Here is an 18,540-nt window from a genome sequence, read left to right as displayed (position 1 = left end):
CCGATCATTTTCACGCGTTGAAGATCCAGTCGTCCGGTCCTTGATGGCCGAGCAGACCGAAGCCGTCGTTGTGCTCGGTGGCTTCGAACGGCCGTTCGACCATGACGTCGGCGGTCGGACGGTAGAAGTCCACGGGAACGAATTTGACCAGTTCCGCCGGCTGAACCTGCGGTCCTGTTTCGAAGGATTTGAACAGGAAGTCGTCCCCGCCGGTCAGGCCCGGCAGGACCAGCGGCAGGTCCATGTCCGCGGTGGCGGCCACATCCGTCGGGTTGGGTTGCACCAGCGGCGCGTCGGCGTCCTTCAGGAAGCCGCCGTCGTCTTCCACCAGCGCGGGCAGGACCCAGGCGTCTTCATCCATCAGCACCGGCGCGGCGGGCGGCGGGGTCCACTGCGGGGTCAGCACCCGGAAGGTGCCGTCACTGAACGCCAGCCGCTCGATGTTGGTGATGGTGTCCACGCCGTCCCGGCCGCCGACGTTGTCGGTGATGGTCCAGGTCGAGCCCGAAACGAAGGTGACGGTGTAGTCCGAGGCCACGCCGCTCAGCACGGCGGTGTCCAGACCGTCGCCGCCGTTCAGCGTGTCATTGCCCTGACCGCCGGTCAGGATGTCATTGCCCGTGCGCCCGTTGAGAATGTTGTCCAGCGCATTGCCGACGCCGACGAAGTTGGACGACCCGGTGTAGATCAGGTTCTCCACATTGGCGCCCAGCCGATAGCTGGTCAGCGAGGTGCGGATGGTGTCGTTGCCCTGAGCCGCCAGCTCGACGATCGTGTCGTTTGCGTCGACGTAATAGATGTCGTCGCCCTCGCCGCCGTACAGCTCGTTGGCCGCGCCCGAGCCGCCCAGCAGGACGTCGTTGCCCGCTCCGCCGATCAGCACGTCATAGCCCGCGCCGCCGTTCAGGCGGTCGTTGCCGCCGCCGCCGACCATGGTGTTGTTCTCGGCGTTGCCGATGCCGATCACGTCCGCATTGCCGCGGAAGACCAGACGCTCGATGTTGGCGCCCAGGGTGAAGACGGTGCGGGTGGTCACGACCGTGTCCAGCCCTTCGCTGGCCGCCTCGACCACGGTGTCGTTGGCGTCGACGTAATAGGTGTCATTGCCCGTGCCGCCGTACAGCTCGTTGGCCGTGCCGCTGCCGCCGAACAGGACGTCGTCGCCGCCCAGGCCGATCAGCACGTCATAGCCGTCGCCGCCACGCAGGACATTGGCGCCGGTCTCGCCGACGATGGTGTCGTTGAAGGCGGTGCCGGTGACGTTCTGGACGCCGCTGATGGTGTCGGTCCCGCCGAAGCCGTCGTTCGGCACGTCGCCGTGGTTCAGGCGGACGTACACGCCGGTCGGGGCGCCCGTATAGGTGACGACATTGACGCCGCCGCCGCCGATGATCGTGTCATTGCCCGCGCCGCCGACGAAGGTGTCGTCGCCCGTGCCGCCGGTCTGGGTGTCATCGCCTCCGGTGCCGACCGAGATGTCTCCGGTGGTCGAGCTTTCACCGTTGATCGTCACGGTCACCGTGGCGGTGTTCCCGTTGGTCAGGGTGTAGGTGAAGGTGTCGGTGGCCGTGTCCACCGAGCCCGAACCCGCGCCCGGCAGGTCGTCGAACTGGCCGTTCGGATCATAGGTGTAGGTGCCGTCGGCGTTGACCGTCAGCAGGGCGCCCGAGGCCAGGGTGATCTGGGTTCCGACATTGGCCGCCGAGCCGTTCACAGCCCCGATGGTCGGAGGCGGGCCGTCGACGTCCTCATCCACGCCCGAACCGTTGTCGGCGAACAGGTCGCCGCTGACCGGCGCGCTTTCGACCGTCGAAACGGCGTCATCAGCCGCGACCGGGGCGTCCTCCACCGCGCTGACGGTGACCGTCGAGCTGACGTTGACCGGGCTGCTGTTGGTCCCGCCGCCGTTGTCCTGAATCGAAACGACCGTGATCGTGCGGTCGCCCTCGGTCGGGTCCTGGTCGGCGTTCACATAGGTGATGGCGTTCAGGATCTGCTGCGCATGCGCGTTCGAGCTGATGCCGACCATGACGATATTGAAGACGCCGGGGGCTCCCGCCGTCACCTGCACCATCACCGCGCCGCCGGGAGCGGGCTGGATGAAGGGGCTGCCCGCGACCATGATGATCGGCACGCCCGAGAGCACCAGCCCCTCGCTTGATCCATCGGCCACGCCGCTGACCTGCAGGGTCAGGGTCAGGTCCTGTCCGGATTCGGGGTTGGTCACCGTGGCGCCCGAGAACAGGCCCACCGGCGCGCTGTCTTCCACGAAGGTCGTGGCTCCGCCGGTCAGGGCCAGGGTCGGGGCGTCATTCACATCCGCGATGGCGGCGGTTCCGGCGCTGGTGACGGTTTCCGTGAAGCCCTGGCCGTCGACATAGCTGACGACCACCCGGACCACGCCGCCCACGTCAGCGTCGCCCAGCGTATAGGTCGCCTGATCGGCCGCGCCGATGGAGACGAAGCCGGAGCCGGTGTCGCGCTGCCAGTCATAATGCAGCGTGCCCAGACCATCGGCGTCGCCGAGGGTCGAGGTGTCGGCCGTCAGGGTTTCGTCCTCGGTCGCCGTGCCGGTGATCGAGACCCCGCCGGTGGCCGGATCATTGACCGCGGAAATGGCGCCGGTGCCGGCGCTGGTGGCCGATTCCACCGTGCCGCCGGCGTCGGTGTAGTAGATCACCACGCGGATCACGCCGCCCACGTCGGCGTCGCCCAGCGTATAGGTCGCCTGATCGGACCCGACGTTGACGTAGCCGCCGCCGGTGTCGCGCTGCCACTGATAGTGCAGGGTTCCGATGCCGTCCGCATCGGCCAGGGTCGATACGGCGGTCAGAACGCCGTCCTCCGCCGCCGTCCCGGTGATCGCGGCGCCGCCGGTGTGCGGATCGTTCGCGGCGGTGACGCTGACGGAGACCGTCTGGGTCGCGCTGGTGCCGCCGTCGCCGTCCGTCAGGACGAGGGTGACCGTGCGGGTCGCGGTGTTCGGCGCGTCCGAGGTGTTGTTGTACTGCAGCGCGCGCACCAGCGCCTGAACGGCGGCCGGGGTGGCGTCGGCGTCAAAGGTGAAGACCAGGTTGGCTCCGCCGGTCCCGCCGGTGAAGGTGCCGATCTGCACGCCGCCGTAGAAGACGGCATTGCCCGAGACGCCGATCTGCCCGGCGCCGTTGCCGATGTTGGCGACGCTCAGCACGTCCTGTCCGGACTGGCCGTTGGCGGTGATCGAGACGGTCAGCGTGCCCGCGTCGAAATTGGCGCTTTCCGCGTCCGCCACGGTGGCGTTGCCGCCCACGTCCAGCCGCACCGGCACATTCTCGGTGTGGGCCGCGACGTCGCCGTTCAGGTTGGCGAAGGTCGGCGCGGTGTTGGACGCCGCCGTGGTGAAGTTCAGCGTGGTGTTGTTGTTGATGCCCGCGAAGACGGCGCCTTCGCTGTCGGCGAAGGTCTCCTGATCCATACGGATGTAATAGTTGGTCAGGCTGGCCAGGGTGACGGACGGGTCGATGGTCCAGGTCGTGCCGGAGCCCGTCACCTGGGCCGAGCTGATGCTGATCGTCTCGATCAGCACGCCGTCGCCGCGATACAGATAGATGTTGCCGTTGCCCTTGGTGACGCTTTCGCTGAACGTCAGGGTGATGTTGGCGCCGGTGGCCACGCCCGTCCCGTTGTCGGACGGCGTCGAGGACACCAGACGCGGCGGCGCGCCGTTCTGGCGGTACAGGACCAGACCGCCGGCGGCCTGGTCGCGATCGACGATGTCCACATCGCCGTCGTTGTCGATGTCCACAGCCGTCCAGGTGGTCAGCTGCTGGCCGGTCAGGTCCAGACCCGCGAAGGGCGTGCCCGTCAGGCTGGTGAAGTTGGTGAAGGTCCCGCCGTCATTGCGGAAATAGCCGAAGCCCGTGCCGGCGGTGTTGCCGTTCTGATAGATGGCGTCGGTATCGCCGTCGCTGTCGAAATCGCCGAAGATCATGCGGGCGTCGAAGGAGCCGATGTCCGCCAGCGGATCGGTCGTGCGGGTAAACGACCCGCCGTCGTTGCGATACATCACCTGGGTCGCGCCGCGGTCCAGGATGTCCATGTCGCCGTCGTCATCGACGTCAACGACGAAGGCCGAGGTCGTGAGCTGCAGGCCGGTGAAGTCAACGCCGCTGAAGGGCGTGCCTGCGGCCGCGGCGTTGGTGAAGTTGGTGAAGCTCAACCCGCCGTCATTGCGCAGGAAGCCGATGCCGGCCCCGGCGGTGTTGCCGTTCTGGTAGAGGGCGTCCACGTCGCCGTCGCCGTCGAAGTCGCCCCAGACCATCCGCTGGTCGAATGACCCGGTGTCCGGGATGGGGTCTGCGATCCGGGTGAAGCCGGTGTTGCCGTCATTGCGGAAAAAGGTCGTGGTGTTCGACGTCCGGTCCGCGATGTCCAGATCGCCGTCGCCGTCGAAGTCGAAGACGAAGAAGTTGGCCGGGCTGATCTGACGGCCCGAGAAGTCCACGCCCGCGAAGATCGAGCCGGCGGCGGTGGCGTCCGTATAGTTGGTGAAGGCGCCGTTGCCGTTGTTCTGCAGGAAGCCGATGCCGGTCCCGGCGGTGTTGCCGTTCTGGTAGAGGATGTCGATATCGCCATCCCCGTCGAAGTCGCCGAAGATCATGCGGCTGTCGAAGGCGCCCGTATCGCCGATGGGATCGGTCACGGTGGTCCAGGTCGTCGGCATGGGTCCCTCCCCAGGACACTGCGCAAAACGCGGTCGATCACGCCCTTTGCGGACGTTAGGTACTCTTACCTAAACCTTAAGTGCCTGAACTAGGCAACCGCAGATTTGACTCGCCTGTTGAAAACGAACCATTTTCATCCGGACGGCGAATTTTGTTCTTTCATTTCATGAAAACTCCCGGTTGTACGTTTCCGTACATAGTCCGCCGACCGTCGCCGCCCCGACCCGGTTTCCACTATAATGTACGCCGTTCCGAGGTTTCCGCCTGGAGCAGGGGGCGCGGTCCAGCGGGGCGTCCCGTGGCCTCCCGCTCGTTTCGGGGTTTTTTCCCCGTCCGCGTTGACTCCGGGGACCCCTTCCGTATATGTCGCCGCTCTTCGCCCGCCGGGGGTCCCCGCGGGCGCTATTCTTTTTGCGTTTACGCTGAGGCTTCAACATGTACGCGGTGATCAAGACCGGCGGAAAACAGTACCGGGTTCAGCCGGGCGACGTCATCGTTGTCGAGAAACTCGACGGCGAAGCCGGCGCGGCCGTCAACTTCGGTGAAGTTCTGATGCTCGGCGGAGACAAGGGCGTGACCCTCGGCGCCCCGCTGATCGAAGGCGCTTCGGTCGCCGCGACGCTGGTCGAAACCCGCAAGGGCGAGAAGATCAAGATCTTCAAGAAGATCCGTCGTCAGGGCTACCGCCGCACCAACGGCCACCGCCAGATGGAATCGGTCCTGCGCATCACCGGCATCGAAGGCGCCGGCGAGACCGCCAAGTGGGAAGGCAAGACCGAGGTTCTGACCAAGGCCGAGATGAACGCTCGCGCCCGTGGCCTGGCCCCGCGTGTTGAAGCCGCCGCTGAGGAAGCCAAGCCGGCCAAGGCCGCCAAGGCTCCGGCCGCGAAGAAGGCCCCGGCCAAGAAGGCCGCCGCCGCTTCGACCGAAGAAGCCTGAGAGTTCGAACCCGCGCCTTCCGGGCGCGACTGTGATAGAATGACGGTACCGGGCGCCTGAGGGCGTCGGGTGCAAACCGAAGAGAGTTACGATGGCTCACAAGAAATCCGGCGGTTCGTCGCGCAACGGTCGCGACTCCGAGTCGAAGCGCCTCGGCGTGAAGAAGTTTGGCGGCGAGCGCGTGCTGGCCGGCAACATCATCGTGCGCCAACGCGGCACCACCTTCCACCCGGGTGACAACATCGGCATGGGTCGCGATCACACGCTGTTCGCCCTGACCCACGGCGCCGTGAAATTCACCAAGAAAGCCAACGGCCGTTGTTACGTGTCGATTCTCGCCGCGAATGACGACGCCCAGCAGGCCGCGGCCGCCGAGTAAGCGATACGGAACACCACCCGGATCGCGTCGGCCCAAGGGCCCCGATCCGGACCAGGGAAATATTCCGCGGGGAGTCTGGATCACCAGGCTCCCCTTTTTCGTTTCCCCGCCTCGAACACCGCCCGAGCCCTCCAAGGAGGCGGTGAGTTCTGAATGAGGCGTGTCATGTGCGTGATCGAACCCTCTCCCGTCGTCGAGACGCGGCGCCTGTCGCTGCGCGCCCCGCAGGCCCAGGACGTGACCCGTCTGGCCGCCCTGGCCAATGACGCCGACATCGCGCGCATGACCCTGCGCATGCCGCATCCCTTCTCGGTCACCGATGCCGAGGCCTTTGTGCTGAACGTTCAGGGGCAGGACCCGGCCAGGTCGCGGACATTCCTGATCGAGCACGAGGATCACGGTCCTGTCGGCGTCATCGGCCTGTTCGAGGACGGTGATGTCGGGCCCGAGGTCGGATACTGGATCGGCCGCCCCTTCTGGGGCCGGGGCTACGCCACCGAGGCGTTGGAGGCGGGACTGGTCTGGGCCAGCCGCAACTGGAAGCGTCGCGCCATGGTCGCCGGCCACTTCGCCGACAACCCCGCCTCCGGCCGCGTGCTGGAGAAGGCCGGCTTCCTGTACACGGGCGAGGTCCGCACCGGCTTCAGCCGCGCGCGCGGGCAGGACGCCCGGACGCGTCGGATGGTGTGGCTGGCGTAAACCGCCGCCGACCTTCTCCCTCCCCGGGGCGGGGAGCGAGAATGCCGCGTGAAGTGTTTGAAGGCCGTCGGGCCTACCCGAAGAGCGTCGGCCCGACCAGGGCCGCCACGGCGACCGCGCCGCCGACCAGGGTCACGACAGCCCCGGCGATGAAGGCGCCGAGAACACGCGCGCTCTTGCGGCGGCGCAGGCCGCTGGATTTCACGCCGCGCAGGATGACGAACGGCTTGGGACCGAAAACCTCGGAACCGGAGATGTTGTGCTGGGACATGACGCTCCCCCTCGACTGCGCCCGCATGGGGCCATGCCGAGCGAAGCGGGTCGGAGCGGGCGAAAAAATGGCGAACGCCGCTCACCCACACATCCGTGATCGGACGAACATTGTCCGATTTTCAGAAGCTTAGCCGCACCAGACCAGTCGTCCGCTGTACGCGCGGTAATAGCCGCTGCCCGGATCGTAGGAGCGATAGGTCGCCCGGCACCAGTCGATGCGGCGTCCGTCCCGCGAGCCGGAGTACCGTGTATCGGCGTAGCGGCCGTAACGTCCGCCGCCCGGGAAGACCACGTCGGGCCGGCCATAGGCGCCTTCATAGGTCGTGCCGCCCTGATCGTGGCCGCCATAGCCGTAGCCATAACCATAGGCCCGCGAGCCATAGCCCCGGCGCGGTCCATAACCGTACCCGTTGTAGCCGTACCCGTAGCCATAGCCGTCCCCGTACCCGTAGCCGTAACCGTCCCCGGCCCGATACCCGGCCAGCTCCCGGTAGTCGCCGCGGGCCTGGGCGCTGACCCGGCGGCGCTGGTCGCGCCAGCGGTCGCCGCAGTCGTCGCGGCTGGCGTCCCAGAACCGGTCGCAGCGATAATCGCCCGGCCTGTCCAGCTGGCTGCGCCAGTCGAAGGTCGACGGCACGGCGTTCGAGCGATAGCGCGGCCGATAATACCGATCGTCCTGCGGATCATGGCCGCCGTGATAGCCGCTGTTCCCGTACTCGTACCCGTAGCCGTCGTAGGACTGGGCCGAGGCCGGGCCGCCGACCAGCGTCAGGGAGACGGCCAGACCGGCGGCGATCAGGAGGGCAGCTCGCATGGTTAATTCTCCGGGGCGGCCCGATACGCGGCCTCGAAAGACGGAACTGTACGCACTCAGGGCAGGGTGACGGCGATTCGTCCGCTACGCGTATCGACGCGCCGCATCAGCACCACGCGATCTCCCCCGGCGCTGACCGGGGTGATCAGGAACCAGCCGCCCGCGGGCAGGCCGGTGAACTCGAACCGACCGTCCTGGCAGGTCGCCGAGCGGACGAAGCCGCGATAGTCGGCGTTGGGATCGGCCACGGTGCGGGCGCGCACGACGGCTTCCGGGATCGCGGCGCGGTCGGTCGCCCCGTACAAGGTGCGGAAGCGGGCGCGGGTGTAGGGGGTGTCGGGCGTCAGGGCGACCGAGCCGGTGCAGGCGAAGGCCTGTCCGTCGCGGCGATAGTCGACGCGGCCCTCGATGGAGGCGCGACCGGCGACGGTCGACCAGTTGAAGTCTGCGGTGCTGAACGGGGCGGGACCGGCGGGTCCGGCCGCGCCGGTCGGCGTGGTCGCGCAGGCGGCCAGAACAGCCGCCGAGGCGCTGACGGCGGCAAAGGTCAGAACGGACCGGGCGATGGACATGAGCTCTCTCCATACAGGCGTGGGTCGAACGTCGGATCAGACGCTCAACGCCGCGATAAGGTCAAGGTTGCGACCGTTTGGACCGTGGTCCACAAGCGCGCCACAAATCCGGCGCGAGACCGGCTATAGGGGACGTCCATGACAGTCACGTTTGACGATATTCTGGCCGCACGGGACCGCATCGCCGGTCAGGTCGACCGCACGCCCGTTCGCTACTCCCGCCGCCTGTCCCAGCTGACGGGCGCCGAGGTGTGGATCAAGTTCGACAACCTGCATTTCACCGGCAGCTTCAAGGAGCGGGGGGCGCTGAACCGCCTGCTGCAACTGACCCCGGACGAGCGCAAGCGCGGCGTCGTCGCCGCCAGCGCGGGCAACCACGCCCAGGCTCTGGCCTACCACGGCGGCCGCCTCGGCGTGCCGGTCACCATCGTGATGCCCGAGGGCACGCCTTTCGTGAAGATCGACGGCACGCGCCAGCACGGCGCCAATGTCGTCATCAAGGGGCTCGACTTCTCCGGCTCCACCGAGGAGGCCCACCGTCTGCGCGACGAGGAAGGCTTCATCTTCGTCTCGGCCTTCGATGACGAGGGAATCGTCGCCGGTCAGGGCGTCTGCGGGCTGGAGTTCATGGAGGACGCGCCGGATCTCGACGTCCTGATCATCCCCATCGGCGGCGGCGGCCTGATCGCCGGCTCGGCGCTGGCGGCCAAGACGCTGAAGCCGTCGATTCGCATCGTCGGGGTCGAGGCGGCCATGTACCCCTCCTTCAAGGCCCGCCGGAACGGCGAGGCTCCGAAATGCGGCGGTCAGACCATCGCCGAGGGCATCGCCATCAAGGCCGTGGGCGACATCCCCTTCGCCGTCGCCGAAGGGCTGATCGACGAGGTTCTGGTCTGTCAGGAGGCTGATTTCGAGCGCGGCGTCTCCTATCTCGCCACCATGGAGCGCACCGTGGCCGAGGGCGCGGGCGCCGGCGGTCTGGCCGCCATGCTGGCCTATCCGGACAAGTTCAAGGGCCTGAAGGTCGGCATCGAGCTGACCGGCGGCAACATCGACGCCCGCATGCTGGCCGTGGTCCTGAACCGCGAACTGGTCCGCGAAAAGCGGCTGGTGGTCTATCGCATCCTCGGCGACGACCGCCCGGGCATGCTGTCGAAAATGAGCGCCGTGATCGGCGGCCTTGGCGGAAACATCATAGACGTGGTGCACAACCGGCTGGCGCTGGACGTGCCGGCCAAGGGCGCGGAGTTCGACATCATGGTCGAGACCCGCGGCGAGGCGCACGCCGAAGAAATCAGACAGGGACTTGAAGGTGCGGGCTATGAACTCCGGATGGGTTAAGGGCGCCGCGGCGCTGGCCATGATCGCGGCTCTGGCCGCGTGCAATCGCGCGCCGGAGGTCAACGCCGCCGACGCCGAGGCCAATCTGCAGGCGGGCCAGACCTTCCTCGCGCGAAATGCGAAAGCCGAGGGCGTCCGGACCCTGCCCGGCGGCATCCAGTACAAGGTCGTCCAGTCTGGCCCGGCCGGCGGCGAAAGCCCCGACGGCAACGATCTGGTTCGCGTCGACTATGAGGGCTCGCTGATCGACGGATCGGTCTTCGACAGTTCTTACGAGCGGGGCGCCCCCGCCGTCTTCACCCTCGGCACCGTGGTCGAGGGCTGGACCGAGGTGCTTCAGCACATGAAGCCCGGCGACGAATGGATCGTCTACCTGCCCGCCGACAAGGGCTATGGCGAACGCTCCTCGCCCGAGATCCCGGCCAACAGCGTGCTGGTCTTCCGCCTGAAGCTGCTCGACATCTCCCGCGCCCCCGGCGGCGGACCCATCGGCCGCACCGCCAACGGTTGATCGTCAGCCGGGGCGCAGCCGCTCCAGCGCCCATTCCGCCGCGTCCCGCACCACGGGATCGGGGTCGTCCGTCAGCGCCTGCGCCGATGGGATCAGGTCCGCGTCCCCGCTGTTGCCGATGGCGTACAGCACATTGCGGACGAAGCGGTTGCGCCCGATCCGCTTGACCGGGCTTTTGGTGAACAGCGCCCGGAACGACGGGTCGTCCAGCGCCGCCAGATCGGCCAGCCGGGGCGAGACCAGACTGTCGCGCGCCTGCACCCGGCTTTCGCTGGCCGCCGCCGCGAACTTGTTCCACGGGCAGGACGCCAGACAGTCGTCACAGCCGTAGATCCGGCTGCCCGTCGCCTCGCGGAACTCCTCCGGCCACGGCCCGGCGAACTCGATGGTCAGGTAGGACAGGCACCGCCGCGCATCCAGCTGGAAGGGGGCGGGAAAGGCGTTCGTCGGGCAGGCGTCCAGACAGGCGGTGCAGCGGCCGCAGTGCTCGGTCTCCGGCGCGTCCGGCTCCATCTCCGCCGCGCTCAGGATCACCCCCAGGAACAGCCAGTTGCCGTGGTTCCGCGACAGCAGATTGGTATGCTTGCCCTGCCAGCCCAGACCGGCCCGCTGCGCCAGCGGCTTCTCCATCAGGGGGGCGGTGTCCACGAACACCTTGACGTCCTGCCCGGTCTTCGCCGCCACCTGCCCGGCCAGCGTCTTCAGCCGCCCCTTGATGACCTCGTGATAGTCGTCGCCCCGCGCATAGACCGAGATGTAGCCGCTCGACCGGTCCTCAAGCTCGGGGAGGGGATCGGTTTCAGGGCCGTAGTTCAGCCCCAGCACGATGGCCGTCCTCGCCGCGTCCCACATGGCGGTCGGATGGGCGCGGCGCTCCAGCGTCGTCTCCATCCAGCCCATCTCGCCGTGCCGCCCGGCCTCGACGAAATGCGCCAGCCGCTCCCCCGCGCTCCACGGCTCCGACGCCGATGCGAACCGGCAGACCTCGAAGCCGAGGTCCGCGGCGGCGGCTCTGATCGCGGTCTTGAAACGGTCGCTCATGGGAGTGAAAAGTGCTGGTGAGCGAATGGGTGAGCCAATGGCGTGGGCGACGGCGCAAACCCGCTCACCCCTCGCTCACTAGCACTTTTCACCCGCCAATCAGAAATCCAGATCCGTGTAGTGCGCCGCCGGGGCCACCCCGGGGAACCTGTCCGACAGCAGGGTGCGGAAACAGGGCCGCGATTTCAGCTTCATGTACCAGGTCTTCAGACCCGGATAGTTGGTCCAGCTGATCTCGCCAAAATAGTCCAGCACCGACAAATGGGCCACGGCGACGATGTCGGCCTGGCTCATCCGGAGCCCGGCCAGCCAGTCGCGCTCGCCCAGCAGCTTCTCCAGCATGACCAGATGGAATTTCAGCGCCTCGCGTCCGGCTCGCAGCGCCCGCGCCTCCGGCGGTCCCAGCCGCAGCAGGGGCTTCTCCATCCGCTCGTGCAGCAGCACGGCGTTGACCTCGTCATGGAAGCGACCGTCGAACCAGCCGACCAGCCGCCGCGCCTCGGCCCGCTCGAACGGGTCCGACGGCAGCAGGAAGGGCTCGCGGCCGCGATCCTCCAGCCAGCCCAGAATGGCCGACTGCTCGCACACGGTCAGCACCCGGCTGTTGGCCGTCGTCTGCAGCACCGGGGTCATGCCCGACGGATTCAGCGTGAAGATGGGACAGTCCGGCTCCCACGGCTTGACCGCGTTTTCCTCGAACAGAACCTTGGCTTCGCCCAGCGCCAGACGCGCGACGCGCGAGGCGGGATCAAAGGCGAAGTGAAAGAGGACGGACACCGACATCCGGCATTCCATGCGCCCAAGGCCGTTAAGCGGGCGTTAGTCATCCGCTCCGGTGGCGGCCGTATCCGGGTCTTTTTCCGCGATCCCGTCGACGGGCGCCGCGTCGCGCGGGTCGGGGTGGATCATGATGTCGGCGTGCGGCCACAGCTCCAGCAACCGCGTCTCCGCCGCGTCCAGAATGTCGTGGGCCTCCGCCAGCGTCAGGCTGGGCGCCATGTCCACATGCATCTGCATCATCAGCACCGGCCCGGCCTGACGGGTCCGCAGGCGGTGCACGCCCGTGATCCGCGGATCGGACAGGATGGCCGTGGTGATCGTCGCCCGGTCGCTGTCCGAGGCCGTCCGGTCCAGCAGCTGGTCGGCGGCGCCCTTCAGCACGCCCGTCCCGCCCCAGAACAGCCAGACCGCGACCACCAGACCCGCCGCCGCGTCCAGTCCCGACGCCGACAGGAAGGCGCCGGACGCCACCCCGATCAGGACCACGAGGTTCGCCGCCAGATCGGAGGCGTAGTGGGCGCGGTCGGCGGCCACGGCGGTCGATCCGCTGGCCTTGATCGCCCGGCCCTGCCGCCAGATCAGCCAGCCGGTCAGGGCCATGGAGATCAGGATCACCGACACGCCTGCCCAGCCGGCGCTGACCGGGCGCGGGTCGAACAGGCGCTGGATCGCTTCCCAGCCGATGAAGACGCTGGAGGCGAAGATCAGACCGGCCTGCACCAGCGCGGCCATCGCCTCGCCCTTGCCGTGGCCGAAGCGGTGTTCCTCGTCCGGCGGGGCGGCGGCCCAGCGCACGGCGAAGAAGGTGGCCAGCGAGGCGATCAGGTCCAGCGCCGAATCCGCCAGCGACGCCAGGATCGACACCGACCCCGACGCGCCCAGCGCAAAGGTCTTCAGCACGATCAGGATGACGGCCACGGCGACCGACAGGCGGGTCACGCCCCGTGTCGCGGCGTGAACATCATCGAGAGAAGCGGTGCTCATGAACGGCCTTGTCGCGGAAACCTGCGACCCTGCCAAGTCGTCGTACATACCGGCGTTAGCGTGTTCGTCACGAAACGGCCCCAAGGTCGCGGCCCATTATGGTTTCCGGAGTGTGACGGGACCGGGGGGACTGCGATGGAAACGACCGGCGAACGCTGGATCGGGCGGACGGAGGCCCTGGGACGGCTGGGGGTCAAGGCCCAGACGCTCTACGCCTATGTCAGCCGTGGCCGCATCGCCGCGCGCCCTGATCCCGCCGATCCCCGCCGCAGCCTCTACGCCGCCCGCGACATCGCGCGTCTGACCGGCGACCTGATCGAGACGGATGAGGCGCCGCGCGTCATGGAGCGCGGCCCCGCCGGGCGGGGCGAGGCCGATCTGGCCTCGTCGGTCAGCGTCATCGCCTCCGGGCGGCTGTTCTACCGGGGGCTGGACGCGGTCCAGTTGTCGGCGACCGCCACGCTGGAAGATGTCGCACGGACGCTCTGGGCCTCCCGCGCCGCCAACCCCTTCGCCGAAATCCGCCCCCGCGTCGGCGTCACCCCCGGTGGCTCGGCCCGCGCCCGCCTGTTCGCCGCCCTCGCCCGTCGCGCGGACGAGGACGCCGATACGCCTGCCCGCGATCCGGAGGCGCTGCGCGTCGAATGCGCCCGCGTGCTCGATGAGGCGGTGGACGCCGTCGCCGGTCCCGGCCCGCGTCTGTTCCTGCACCAGCGCCTCGCCCGCTTCTGGAAGGCGCCCGAGCGCGACGCCCAGCTGATCCGCCGGGCTCTGGTCCTGTCGGCTGATGCGGGGATGGACGCCGCCGTCATCGCCACCCGCGCGGTCGCCGCGGGCGGGGCCTCGCCCGCCGCCGCCGCCCTCGCCGGGCTGACCGTCGCCGCCGCCTGCCGAACGGTGACGGAGCTGTCGTGCGCTTCCGGCTGGATCAACGCCGTCCGCCGCCATCCGGCGGAGGCGACGCGCGATCTCGACCGGGCGGGCTTCGGCGATCCCGACTGGAATGACGCCGACCCGCGCGCCCAGGCCCTGCTGGCCGCCGCCGACCTGCCCGCCGATCTTCTGCGCGTCCTGCGCGACGGTCAGGCCGCCGCTGGTCCGCCGCCCGGCTTCGCCCTGGCCCTCGCCACGGCCGCCCGGCGCATGGAGCTGCCGCGCGACGGGGCGCAGGACATCTATCTGGTGGGGCGTCTGGCCGGTCTGCTGGCCCATGCGCTCGACCAGTCGCTTGACGGCTCGCCTATCCGGGCGCGCCTGCGCTATGTGGGGCCGGAGCCGGGCGCGCATTGAGGCGTCGGACCCGGCGATAAGGGAAATCCATGGCTGACTGGCTTGCGGCGATCCTCCTCGGTCTGATCGAGGGTCTGACCGAGTTCATTCCGGTGTCGTCCACCGGCCACCTGCTGCTTCTGCGCGAGGCGCTCGGCCTCACCGACGCGCGCTGGTCCTCCTTCGTGGTGATGATCCAGCTGGGCGCCATTCTCGCGCTCGTGCTGCTGTATTTCGGACGCCTGTGGAAGGTGCTGATCGGCCTGCCGACCGATCCGAAAGCCCGTCATTTCGCCATCAGCGTCGTGATCGCCTTCATCCCGTCCCTGCTGGCGGGGGCCTTTCTGTACGACTTCATCAAGGGCTATCTGTTCGAGACGCCCCAGATCGTCTGCATCACCCTGATCATCGGCGGTTTCCTGCTGATGGCGCTGGACCGCTGGGCGCCCACGCCGAAGCAATCCGACGCGATGCAGCTGACGTGGAAGACCTCGGCCCTGATCGGCCTGTTCCAGTGTCTGGCGCTGGTGCCCGGCGTGTCGCGCTCGGGCTCGACCATCGCGGGCGGCCTGCTGCTGCGTCTGGACAAGCCGGCGGCGGCCGAGTTCTCCTTCTTTCTGGCCATTCCGACCATGGTGGGCGCCTTCACCTACGACCTGATCAAGAGCGGCGGCGCTCTGGACCTCAGCTTCGGCTGGGTCATCGCCGTGGGCTTCATCAGCGCCTTCGTCGCCGGCCTGCTGGTGATCCGCTTCCTGCTCAGCTTCGTGTCCAACTACGGCTTCACGCCCTTCGCCATCTGGCGGATCGTGGTCGGAACCGTCGGCCTGCTGGCCCTCTGGCTGGTCTGATTCACGGAGTTCGGGCAGTGGTTAGTGGCCAGCCACCAGCCACCAACCACTCCGCCGAAGGCTCTCAGGCCGCCGCGGCTTCCGTCGCGAACTGGCCGCCCTTGCGGTAGCGCCACAGATAACCGGCGGCGACGGCTTCCACGCCCGTCGGCTCGATGCCCAGCGCGGCCAGGCCCTGGGCGCCGTCGGACACCACATTGTCCGTCTGCAGCAGCGTCACCTGATCCTCGGTCAGCACCGGCTTGATGCCGAACGCCGCCGTGATCTGGGCCAGACCGCCGATCGCCCTGGCGATGGGGAAGGGCAGGGACACCAGACCCGGCTCGCGATAGGTCTCCCGGGCCACCAGCTTCAGCACCTCCTCGAAGGTCATCACGGCCGGGCCGCCCAGCTCATAGGTCTGACCGTCCGCGTCCGTCCGGCTGATGGCGCGGGCGATGGCCTCGCCCACATCGCCGACATAGACCGGCTGGAATTTCGTCTGGCCGCCGCCGATGAGCGGCAGCACCGGCGACACCTGCGCCATGGCGGCGAACTTGTTCAGGAAGTCGTCGCCCGGGCCGAACACGACCGAGGGGCGCACGATGATGGCGTCCGGCTTGACTTCGCGCACCGCCATCTCGGCCTCGGCCTTGGTGCGGGCGTAGAGCGAGTCGCTCTCCGGATTGGCGCCCAGCGCCGACATCTGCAGCAGGCGCACCTGCGCCACCGCGCAGGCTTCCGCGATGGTGCGGGCCAGGCCGACGTGAAGGTCATGGAATTTGCGGCCGCCGGTCTCGTACAGGATGCCGACCAGATTGATCGCGGCGTCCGCGCCGTGGATGGCTTCGGCCACCTGCGCCGGGTCCGTCGCGTCGCAGCGGATGGCCTTGATCTGGCCGACCGTGCCCGCCGTCTGCAGCTTCCAGGCCCGGTCCGGGCGGCGGCTCGCCACACGGATGCGCCAGCCGCGACGCGCCAGCGCTTGCACCACCTGGGCGCCGACGAATCCCGCTCCGCCGAAGACGGTGATCAGGCCGGGGGCGACTTCGCTCATGTCAGACTCCAATGCGGACGGCGCGCGGGAATACCCTTGCACGACGGCGGATTAGACGATGGCGTGGGGCCTCGCAACGCAAACGCAAAAAATGCTGGAAAAGGTTGTTGACCCGGTCCGGGCACTGCCTTAGAGGTCCGCGCCTTCCAGACGGAAACGCCGCTTGCGGCACGGACGTTTGGCCCAGATGGCGGAATTGGTAGACGCGCTGGCTTCAGGTGCCAGTGACTGAAAGGTCGTGGAGGTTCGAGTCCTCTTCTGGGCACCAATTATTGAAAAGGCGCTGCATCTTCCGATGCGGCGCCTTTTCTCTTTTGGGCTCGATGTCAGCCGGTGCGCGGGCGTCTGACGCCGGTGCGGCGAAGTGATTGGTGGTTAGTGGTTCGATGCCGCTACCGGCTGGTCCCATCCTGACGCGGGCCGTTCAGCGGCCACCCACTAATCCCTATCCACCAGCCACTTTCCGGGCTCCGTCGTTCGAGGCGGCCCCGCCCACCAATCACCAATCACCAATCACTATTCACCGCCCCGGCCCTCGCCTCCCGACCGCCAAGGCGCTACCTAGCTCCCCATGACTGTTTATCTGCACGAAGGCGACCTGCCCGACGACCTGGACCTCGGCCCGGTGGTGGCTGTCGATTCCGAGACCATGGGCCTGCGTTTCCGCCGCGACCCGCTCTGCGTCGTCCAGCTGTCGGCCGGCGACGGAAACGCCCATGTCGTGCGCCTGAACCGCCCGGCCTATGACTGTCCGAACCTGAAGCGCGTGCTGGCTGATCGGAACGTGCTCAAGCTGTTCCACTTCGGCCGCTTCGACATCGGCATGTTCCAGCTGCACCTCGGTCTGGACACCGCCCCGGTCTATTGCACCAAGATCGCCTCCAAGTTGGCCCGCACCTACACCGACCGTCACGGCCTCAAGGATGTCGTGCGCGAGTGCGCGGGCGTCGAGCTGTCCAAGGCCCAGCAGTCCAGCGACTGGGGCTCGCCCGTCCTGACGCAGGCCCAGCTCGACTACGCCGCCTCAGACGTCCTGTACCTGCACGCCGTCAAGGCGCGTCTGGACGAGATGCTGGAGCGCGAGGGCCGCACCGAACTGGCCCGAAAATGCTTTGAGTTCCTGCCCACCCGTTCCGCCCTGGATCTGGCCGGCTGGGACGAACAGGACATCTTCGCCCATGCGTAAACTGGACGTCTGATGAGCAACGAGCCGGTGGAGACCCGCAAGGCCGAGGACGAGGCTCGCGTCGCCGCGACCGCCTCGGCCTTCCGCGCGCGCTCGCGCCGGGTCCAGCTGCTGCGTCGTCTTCTGCCGATGATGATCCTCGTCCTCGCGGGCGGCACCATCAGCTGGATCGTCCTGCGCACCGTCATGTCCGACGTCGAGCGCAAGGCCGGGACCAGCCGCGAGGTCCGGCTCGACAATCCCATGTTCCACGGTCAGGACGCCCAGGGGCGCAGTTTCGTCATCGGCGCACAGGGCGCGGTGCGTGATCCGAACACTGGCCGCTTCCGTCTGGTCGGCCCGGCGCTGCGTCTTAATCTGGGCGGCCGCAAGGTCACCACACTCACAGCCGACGGCGGCGAGTATAACGAGGCGGCGAAGACCGTGACGATCGGTCCCAACGTGCGGATTTCCGACGGCGGATCGGGCTTTACGCTGGTGACGCCCGAGGCCGTGGTGAACACCGCGACCGGTGTCGTGACCGGTTCAAAGGGCGTTCAGGGCAACGGGCCTCTTGGAACGATCAACGCTTCGTCCTATGCGATTTATGATCAAGGCGAACGGGTCGTGTTCAGCGGCTCTGGCGATAACAAGGTGCGCGGGACCATCAACCCGTCGAGGTCGAACTGATGATCAACACCCGTCTCCTCACCGCCGCGGCGCTCGGCATCGGTCTTCTGGCCCTGCCGACCATCGGCGACGCCCAGAGCTTCCAGGGCAATCAGCCGATCATGTGGGGCGCCGATGAGAGCGCCTACAGCCCGACCGGCCTGTCCCTGCGCGGCCGCGCTGAACTGATTCAGGGCGAAAACCGTATCCGGGCCGACCGGGTCGAGGGCGCCATCACCAATGGTTCGCTTACGCGGGTCGAGGCGTCGGGCAGCGTCTATTTCGTCACCCCGGAACAGACGATCCGCGGCGACCGCGCCGTCTACACCCCGGCCAATGACACCATCGTCCTGACCGGCGACGTGATCCTGACCCAGGGCGAGAACGTCATCACCGGCTCGCGGCTGGTCTACAACACCCGCACCGAGTCCGCGCAGATGGAGGGCGGCTCCAACGGCCGTGTCCAGGGCGTCTTCTACCCCGAGCGGGGGAACTGAGCTTCGGCTCGGCGCGC

The 18,540-nt window shown here is 68.0% G+C and carries 18 protein-coding genes and 1 tRNA gene; 11 read left to right on the top strand and 8 right to left on the bottom strand.

Annotated elements, in window-relative coordinates; all coding sequences use genetic code 11:
* Positions 1-10: 10 nt before the first annotated feature.
* Positions 11-4,702 (bottom strand): S-layer family protein, encoded by a 4,692-nt coding sequence (locus FKQ52_RS14335; protein ID WP_141627811.1) that lies wholly within the window; start codon positions 4,700-4,702, stop codon positions 11-13.
* A gap of 436 nt (positions 4,703-5,138) precedes the next feature.
* On the opposite strand from FKQ52_RS14335, the gene rplU reads away from it, so the two are divergent.
* The 3 genes from rplU to FKQ52_RS14320 all read left to right on the top strand — a co-directional run bounded on the left by rplU (position 5,139) and on the right by FKQ52_RS14320 (position 6,720).
* Positions 5,139-5,642, top strand: coding sequence for a 50S ribosomal protein L21 (gene rplU / locus FKQ52_RS14330; RefSeq protein WP_141627810.1), 504 nt, complete (start codon positions 5,139-5,141; stop codon positions 5,640-5,642).
* A 91-nt stretch (positions 5,643-5,733) separates the two neighbouring features.
* Positions 5,734-6,021: a 50S ribosomal protein L27 gene (gene rpmA, locus FKQ52_RS14325; protein WP_141627809.1), complete on the top strand. Its 288-nt coding sequence runs from the start codon at positions 5,734-5,736 to the stop codon at positions 6,019-6,021.
* Between the two features lie 165 nt (positions 6,022-6,186).
* Positions 6,187-6,720, top strand: coding sequence for a GNAT family N-acetyltransferase (locus FKQ52_RS14320; protein WP_141628390.1), 534 nt, complete (start codon positions 6,187-6,189; stop codon positions 6,718-6,720).
* Positions 6,721-6,793: 73 nt separating this feature from the next.
* Here the strand turns inward: FKQ52_RS14320 and FKQ52_RS14315 are convergent, their stop codons facing one another.
* From FKQ52_RS14315 to FKQ52_RS14305, 3 genes are all read right to left on the bottom strand, one after another.
* The gene (locus FKQ52_RS14315) at positions 6,794-6,991 is read right to left on the bottom strand and encodes a hypothetical protein (RefSeq protein WP_141627808.1); all 198 of its coding nucleotides are present in this window, start codon (positions 6,989-6,991) and stop codon (positions 6,794-6,796) included.
* A gap of 129 nt (positions 6,992-7,120) precedes the next feature.
* The gene (locus tag FKQ52_RS14310; protein ID WP_205750772.1) at positions 7,121-7,807 is read right to left on the bottom strand and encodes a hypothetical protein; all 687 of its coding nucleotides are present in this window, start codon (positions 7,805-7,807) and stop codon (positions 7,121-7,123) included.
* Positions 7,808-7,863: 56 nt separating this feature from the next.
* Positions 7,864-8,379 carry a hypothetical protein gene (locus FKQ52_RS14305; RefSeq protein WP_141627807.1) on the bottom strand — a complete coding sequence of 172 codons (516 nt, stop codon included), beginning with the start codon at positions 8,377-8,379 and terminating at the stop codon, positions 7,864-7,866.
* Positions 8,380-8,517: 138 nt separating this feature from the next.
* On the opposite strand from FKQ52_RS14305, the gene FKQ52_RS14300 reads away from it, so the two are divergent.
* A complete protein-coding gene (locus tag FKQ52_RS14300) occupies positions 8,518-9,720 on the top strand; it encodes a threonine ammonia-lyase (RefSeq protein WP_141627806.1) in 1,203 nt (400 codons plus the stop codon).
* On the top strand, positions 9,701-10,231 hold the full coding sequence (locus FKQ52_RS14295; protein ID WP_141627805.1) for an FKBP-type peptidyl-prolyl cis-trans isomerase: 531 nt from the start codon (positions 9,701-9,703) through the stop codon (positions 10,229-10,231). The genes FKQ52_RS14300 and FKQ52_RS14295 overlap by 20 nt, the downstream gene beginning before the upstream one ends.
* 3 nt (positions 10,232-10,234) lie before the next feature.
* On the opposite strand, the gene queG is transcribed toward FKQ52_RS14295, so the two are convergent.
* From queG to FKQ52_RS14280, 3 genes are all read right to left on the bottom strand, one after another.
* Positions 10,235-11,272, bottom strand: coding sequence for a tRNA epoxyqueuosine(34) reductase QueG (queG, locus tag FKQ52_RS14290; protein ID WP_141627804.1), 1,038 nt, complete (start codon positions 11,270-11,272; stop codon positions 10,235-10,237).
* Between the two features lie 99 nt (positions 11,273-11,371).
* Complete coding sequence (locus tag FKQ52_RS14285; protein WP_141627803.1) at positions 11,372-12,055, bottom strand: glutathione S-transferase family protein; 684 nt, start codon at positions 12,053-12,055, stop codon at positions 11,372-11,374.
* 36 nt (positions 12,056-12,091) lie between these two features.
* Positions 12,092-13,036, bottom strand: a complete 945-nt coding sequence (locus tag FKQ52_RS14280; RefSeq protein WP_141627802.1) for a cation diffusion facilitator family transporter — start codon at positions 13,034-13,036, stop codon at positions 12,092-12,094.
* A 135-nt stretch (positions 13,037-13,171) separates the two neighbouring features.
* Here FKQ52_RS14280 and FKQ52_RS14275 point away from each other — a divergent pair, with 135 nt between their 5' ends.
* Entirely contained in the window at positions 13,172-14,326 is a 1,155-nt protein-coding gene (locus FKQ52_RS14275; protein ID WP_141627801.1) for a citrate/2-methylcitrate synthase, read from the top strand.
* Between the two features lie 29 nt (positions 14,327-14,355).
* Positions 14,356-15,156, top strand: a complete 801-nt coding sequence (locus tag FKQ52_RS14270) for an undecaprenyl-diphosphate phosphatase (RefSeq protein ID WP_141627800.1) — start codon at positions 14,356-14,358, stop codon at positions 15,154-15,156.
* 64 nt (positions 15,157-15,220) lie between these two features.
* Here the strand turns inward: FKQ52_RS14270 and FKQ52_RS14265 are convergent, their stop codons facing one another.
* Positions 15,221-16,192, bottom strand: coding sequence for a complex I NDUFA9 subunit family protein (locus FKQ52_RS14265; protein ID WP_141627799.1), 972 nt, complete (start codon positions 16,190-16,192; stop codon positions 15,221-15,223).
* 181 nt (positions 16,193-16,373) lie between these two features.
* Here FKQ52_RS14265 and FKQ52_RS14260 point away from each other — a divergent pair.
* From FKQ52_RS14260 to FKQ52_RS14245, 4 genes are all read left to right on the top strand, one after another.
* A tRNA-Leu gene (locus FKQ52_RS14260) sits at positions 16,374-16,460 on the top strand.
* Positions 16,461-16,763: 303 nt separating this feature from the next.
* The gene (locus FKQ52_RS14255) at positions 16,764-17,378 is read left to right on the top strand and encodes a ribonuclease D (RefSeq protein WP_141627798.1); all 615 of its coding nucleotides are present in this window, start codon (positions 16,764-16,766) and stop codon (positions 17,376-17,378) included.
* Positions 17,379-17,390: 12 nt separating this feature from the next.
* The gene (lptC, locus tag FKQ52_RS14250) at positions 17,391-18,047 is read left to right on the top strand and encodes an LPS export ABC transporter periplasmic protein LptC (protein WP_141627797.1); all 657 of its coding nucleotides are present in this window, start codon (positions 17,391-17,393) and stop codon (positions 18,045-18,047) included.
* Complete coding sequence (locus tag FKQ52_RS14245; RefSeq protein ID WP_141627796.1) at positions 18,047-18,523, top strand: LptA/OstA family protein; 477 nt, start codon at positions 18,047-18,049, stop codon at positions 18,521-18,523. Before lptC ends, FKQ52_RS14245 begins: the two co-directional genes overlap by 1 nt.
* Positions 18,524-18,540 lie beyond the last annotated feature (17 nt).

This window comes from Brevundimonas sp. M20, from assembly GCF_006547065.1.
Classification (GTDB): Bacteria; Pseudomonadota; Alphaproteobacteria; order Caulobacterales; family Caulobacteraceae; genus Brevundimonas.
This window is presented reverse-complemented; position numbering and strand designations above follow the sequence as displayed.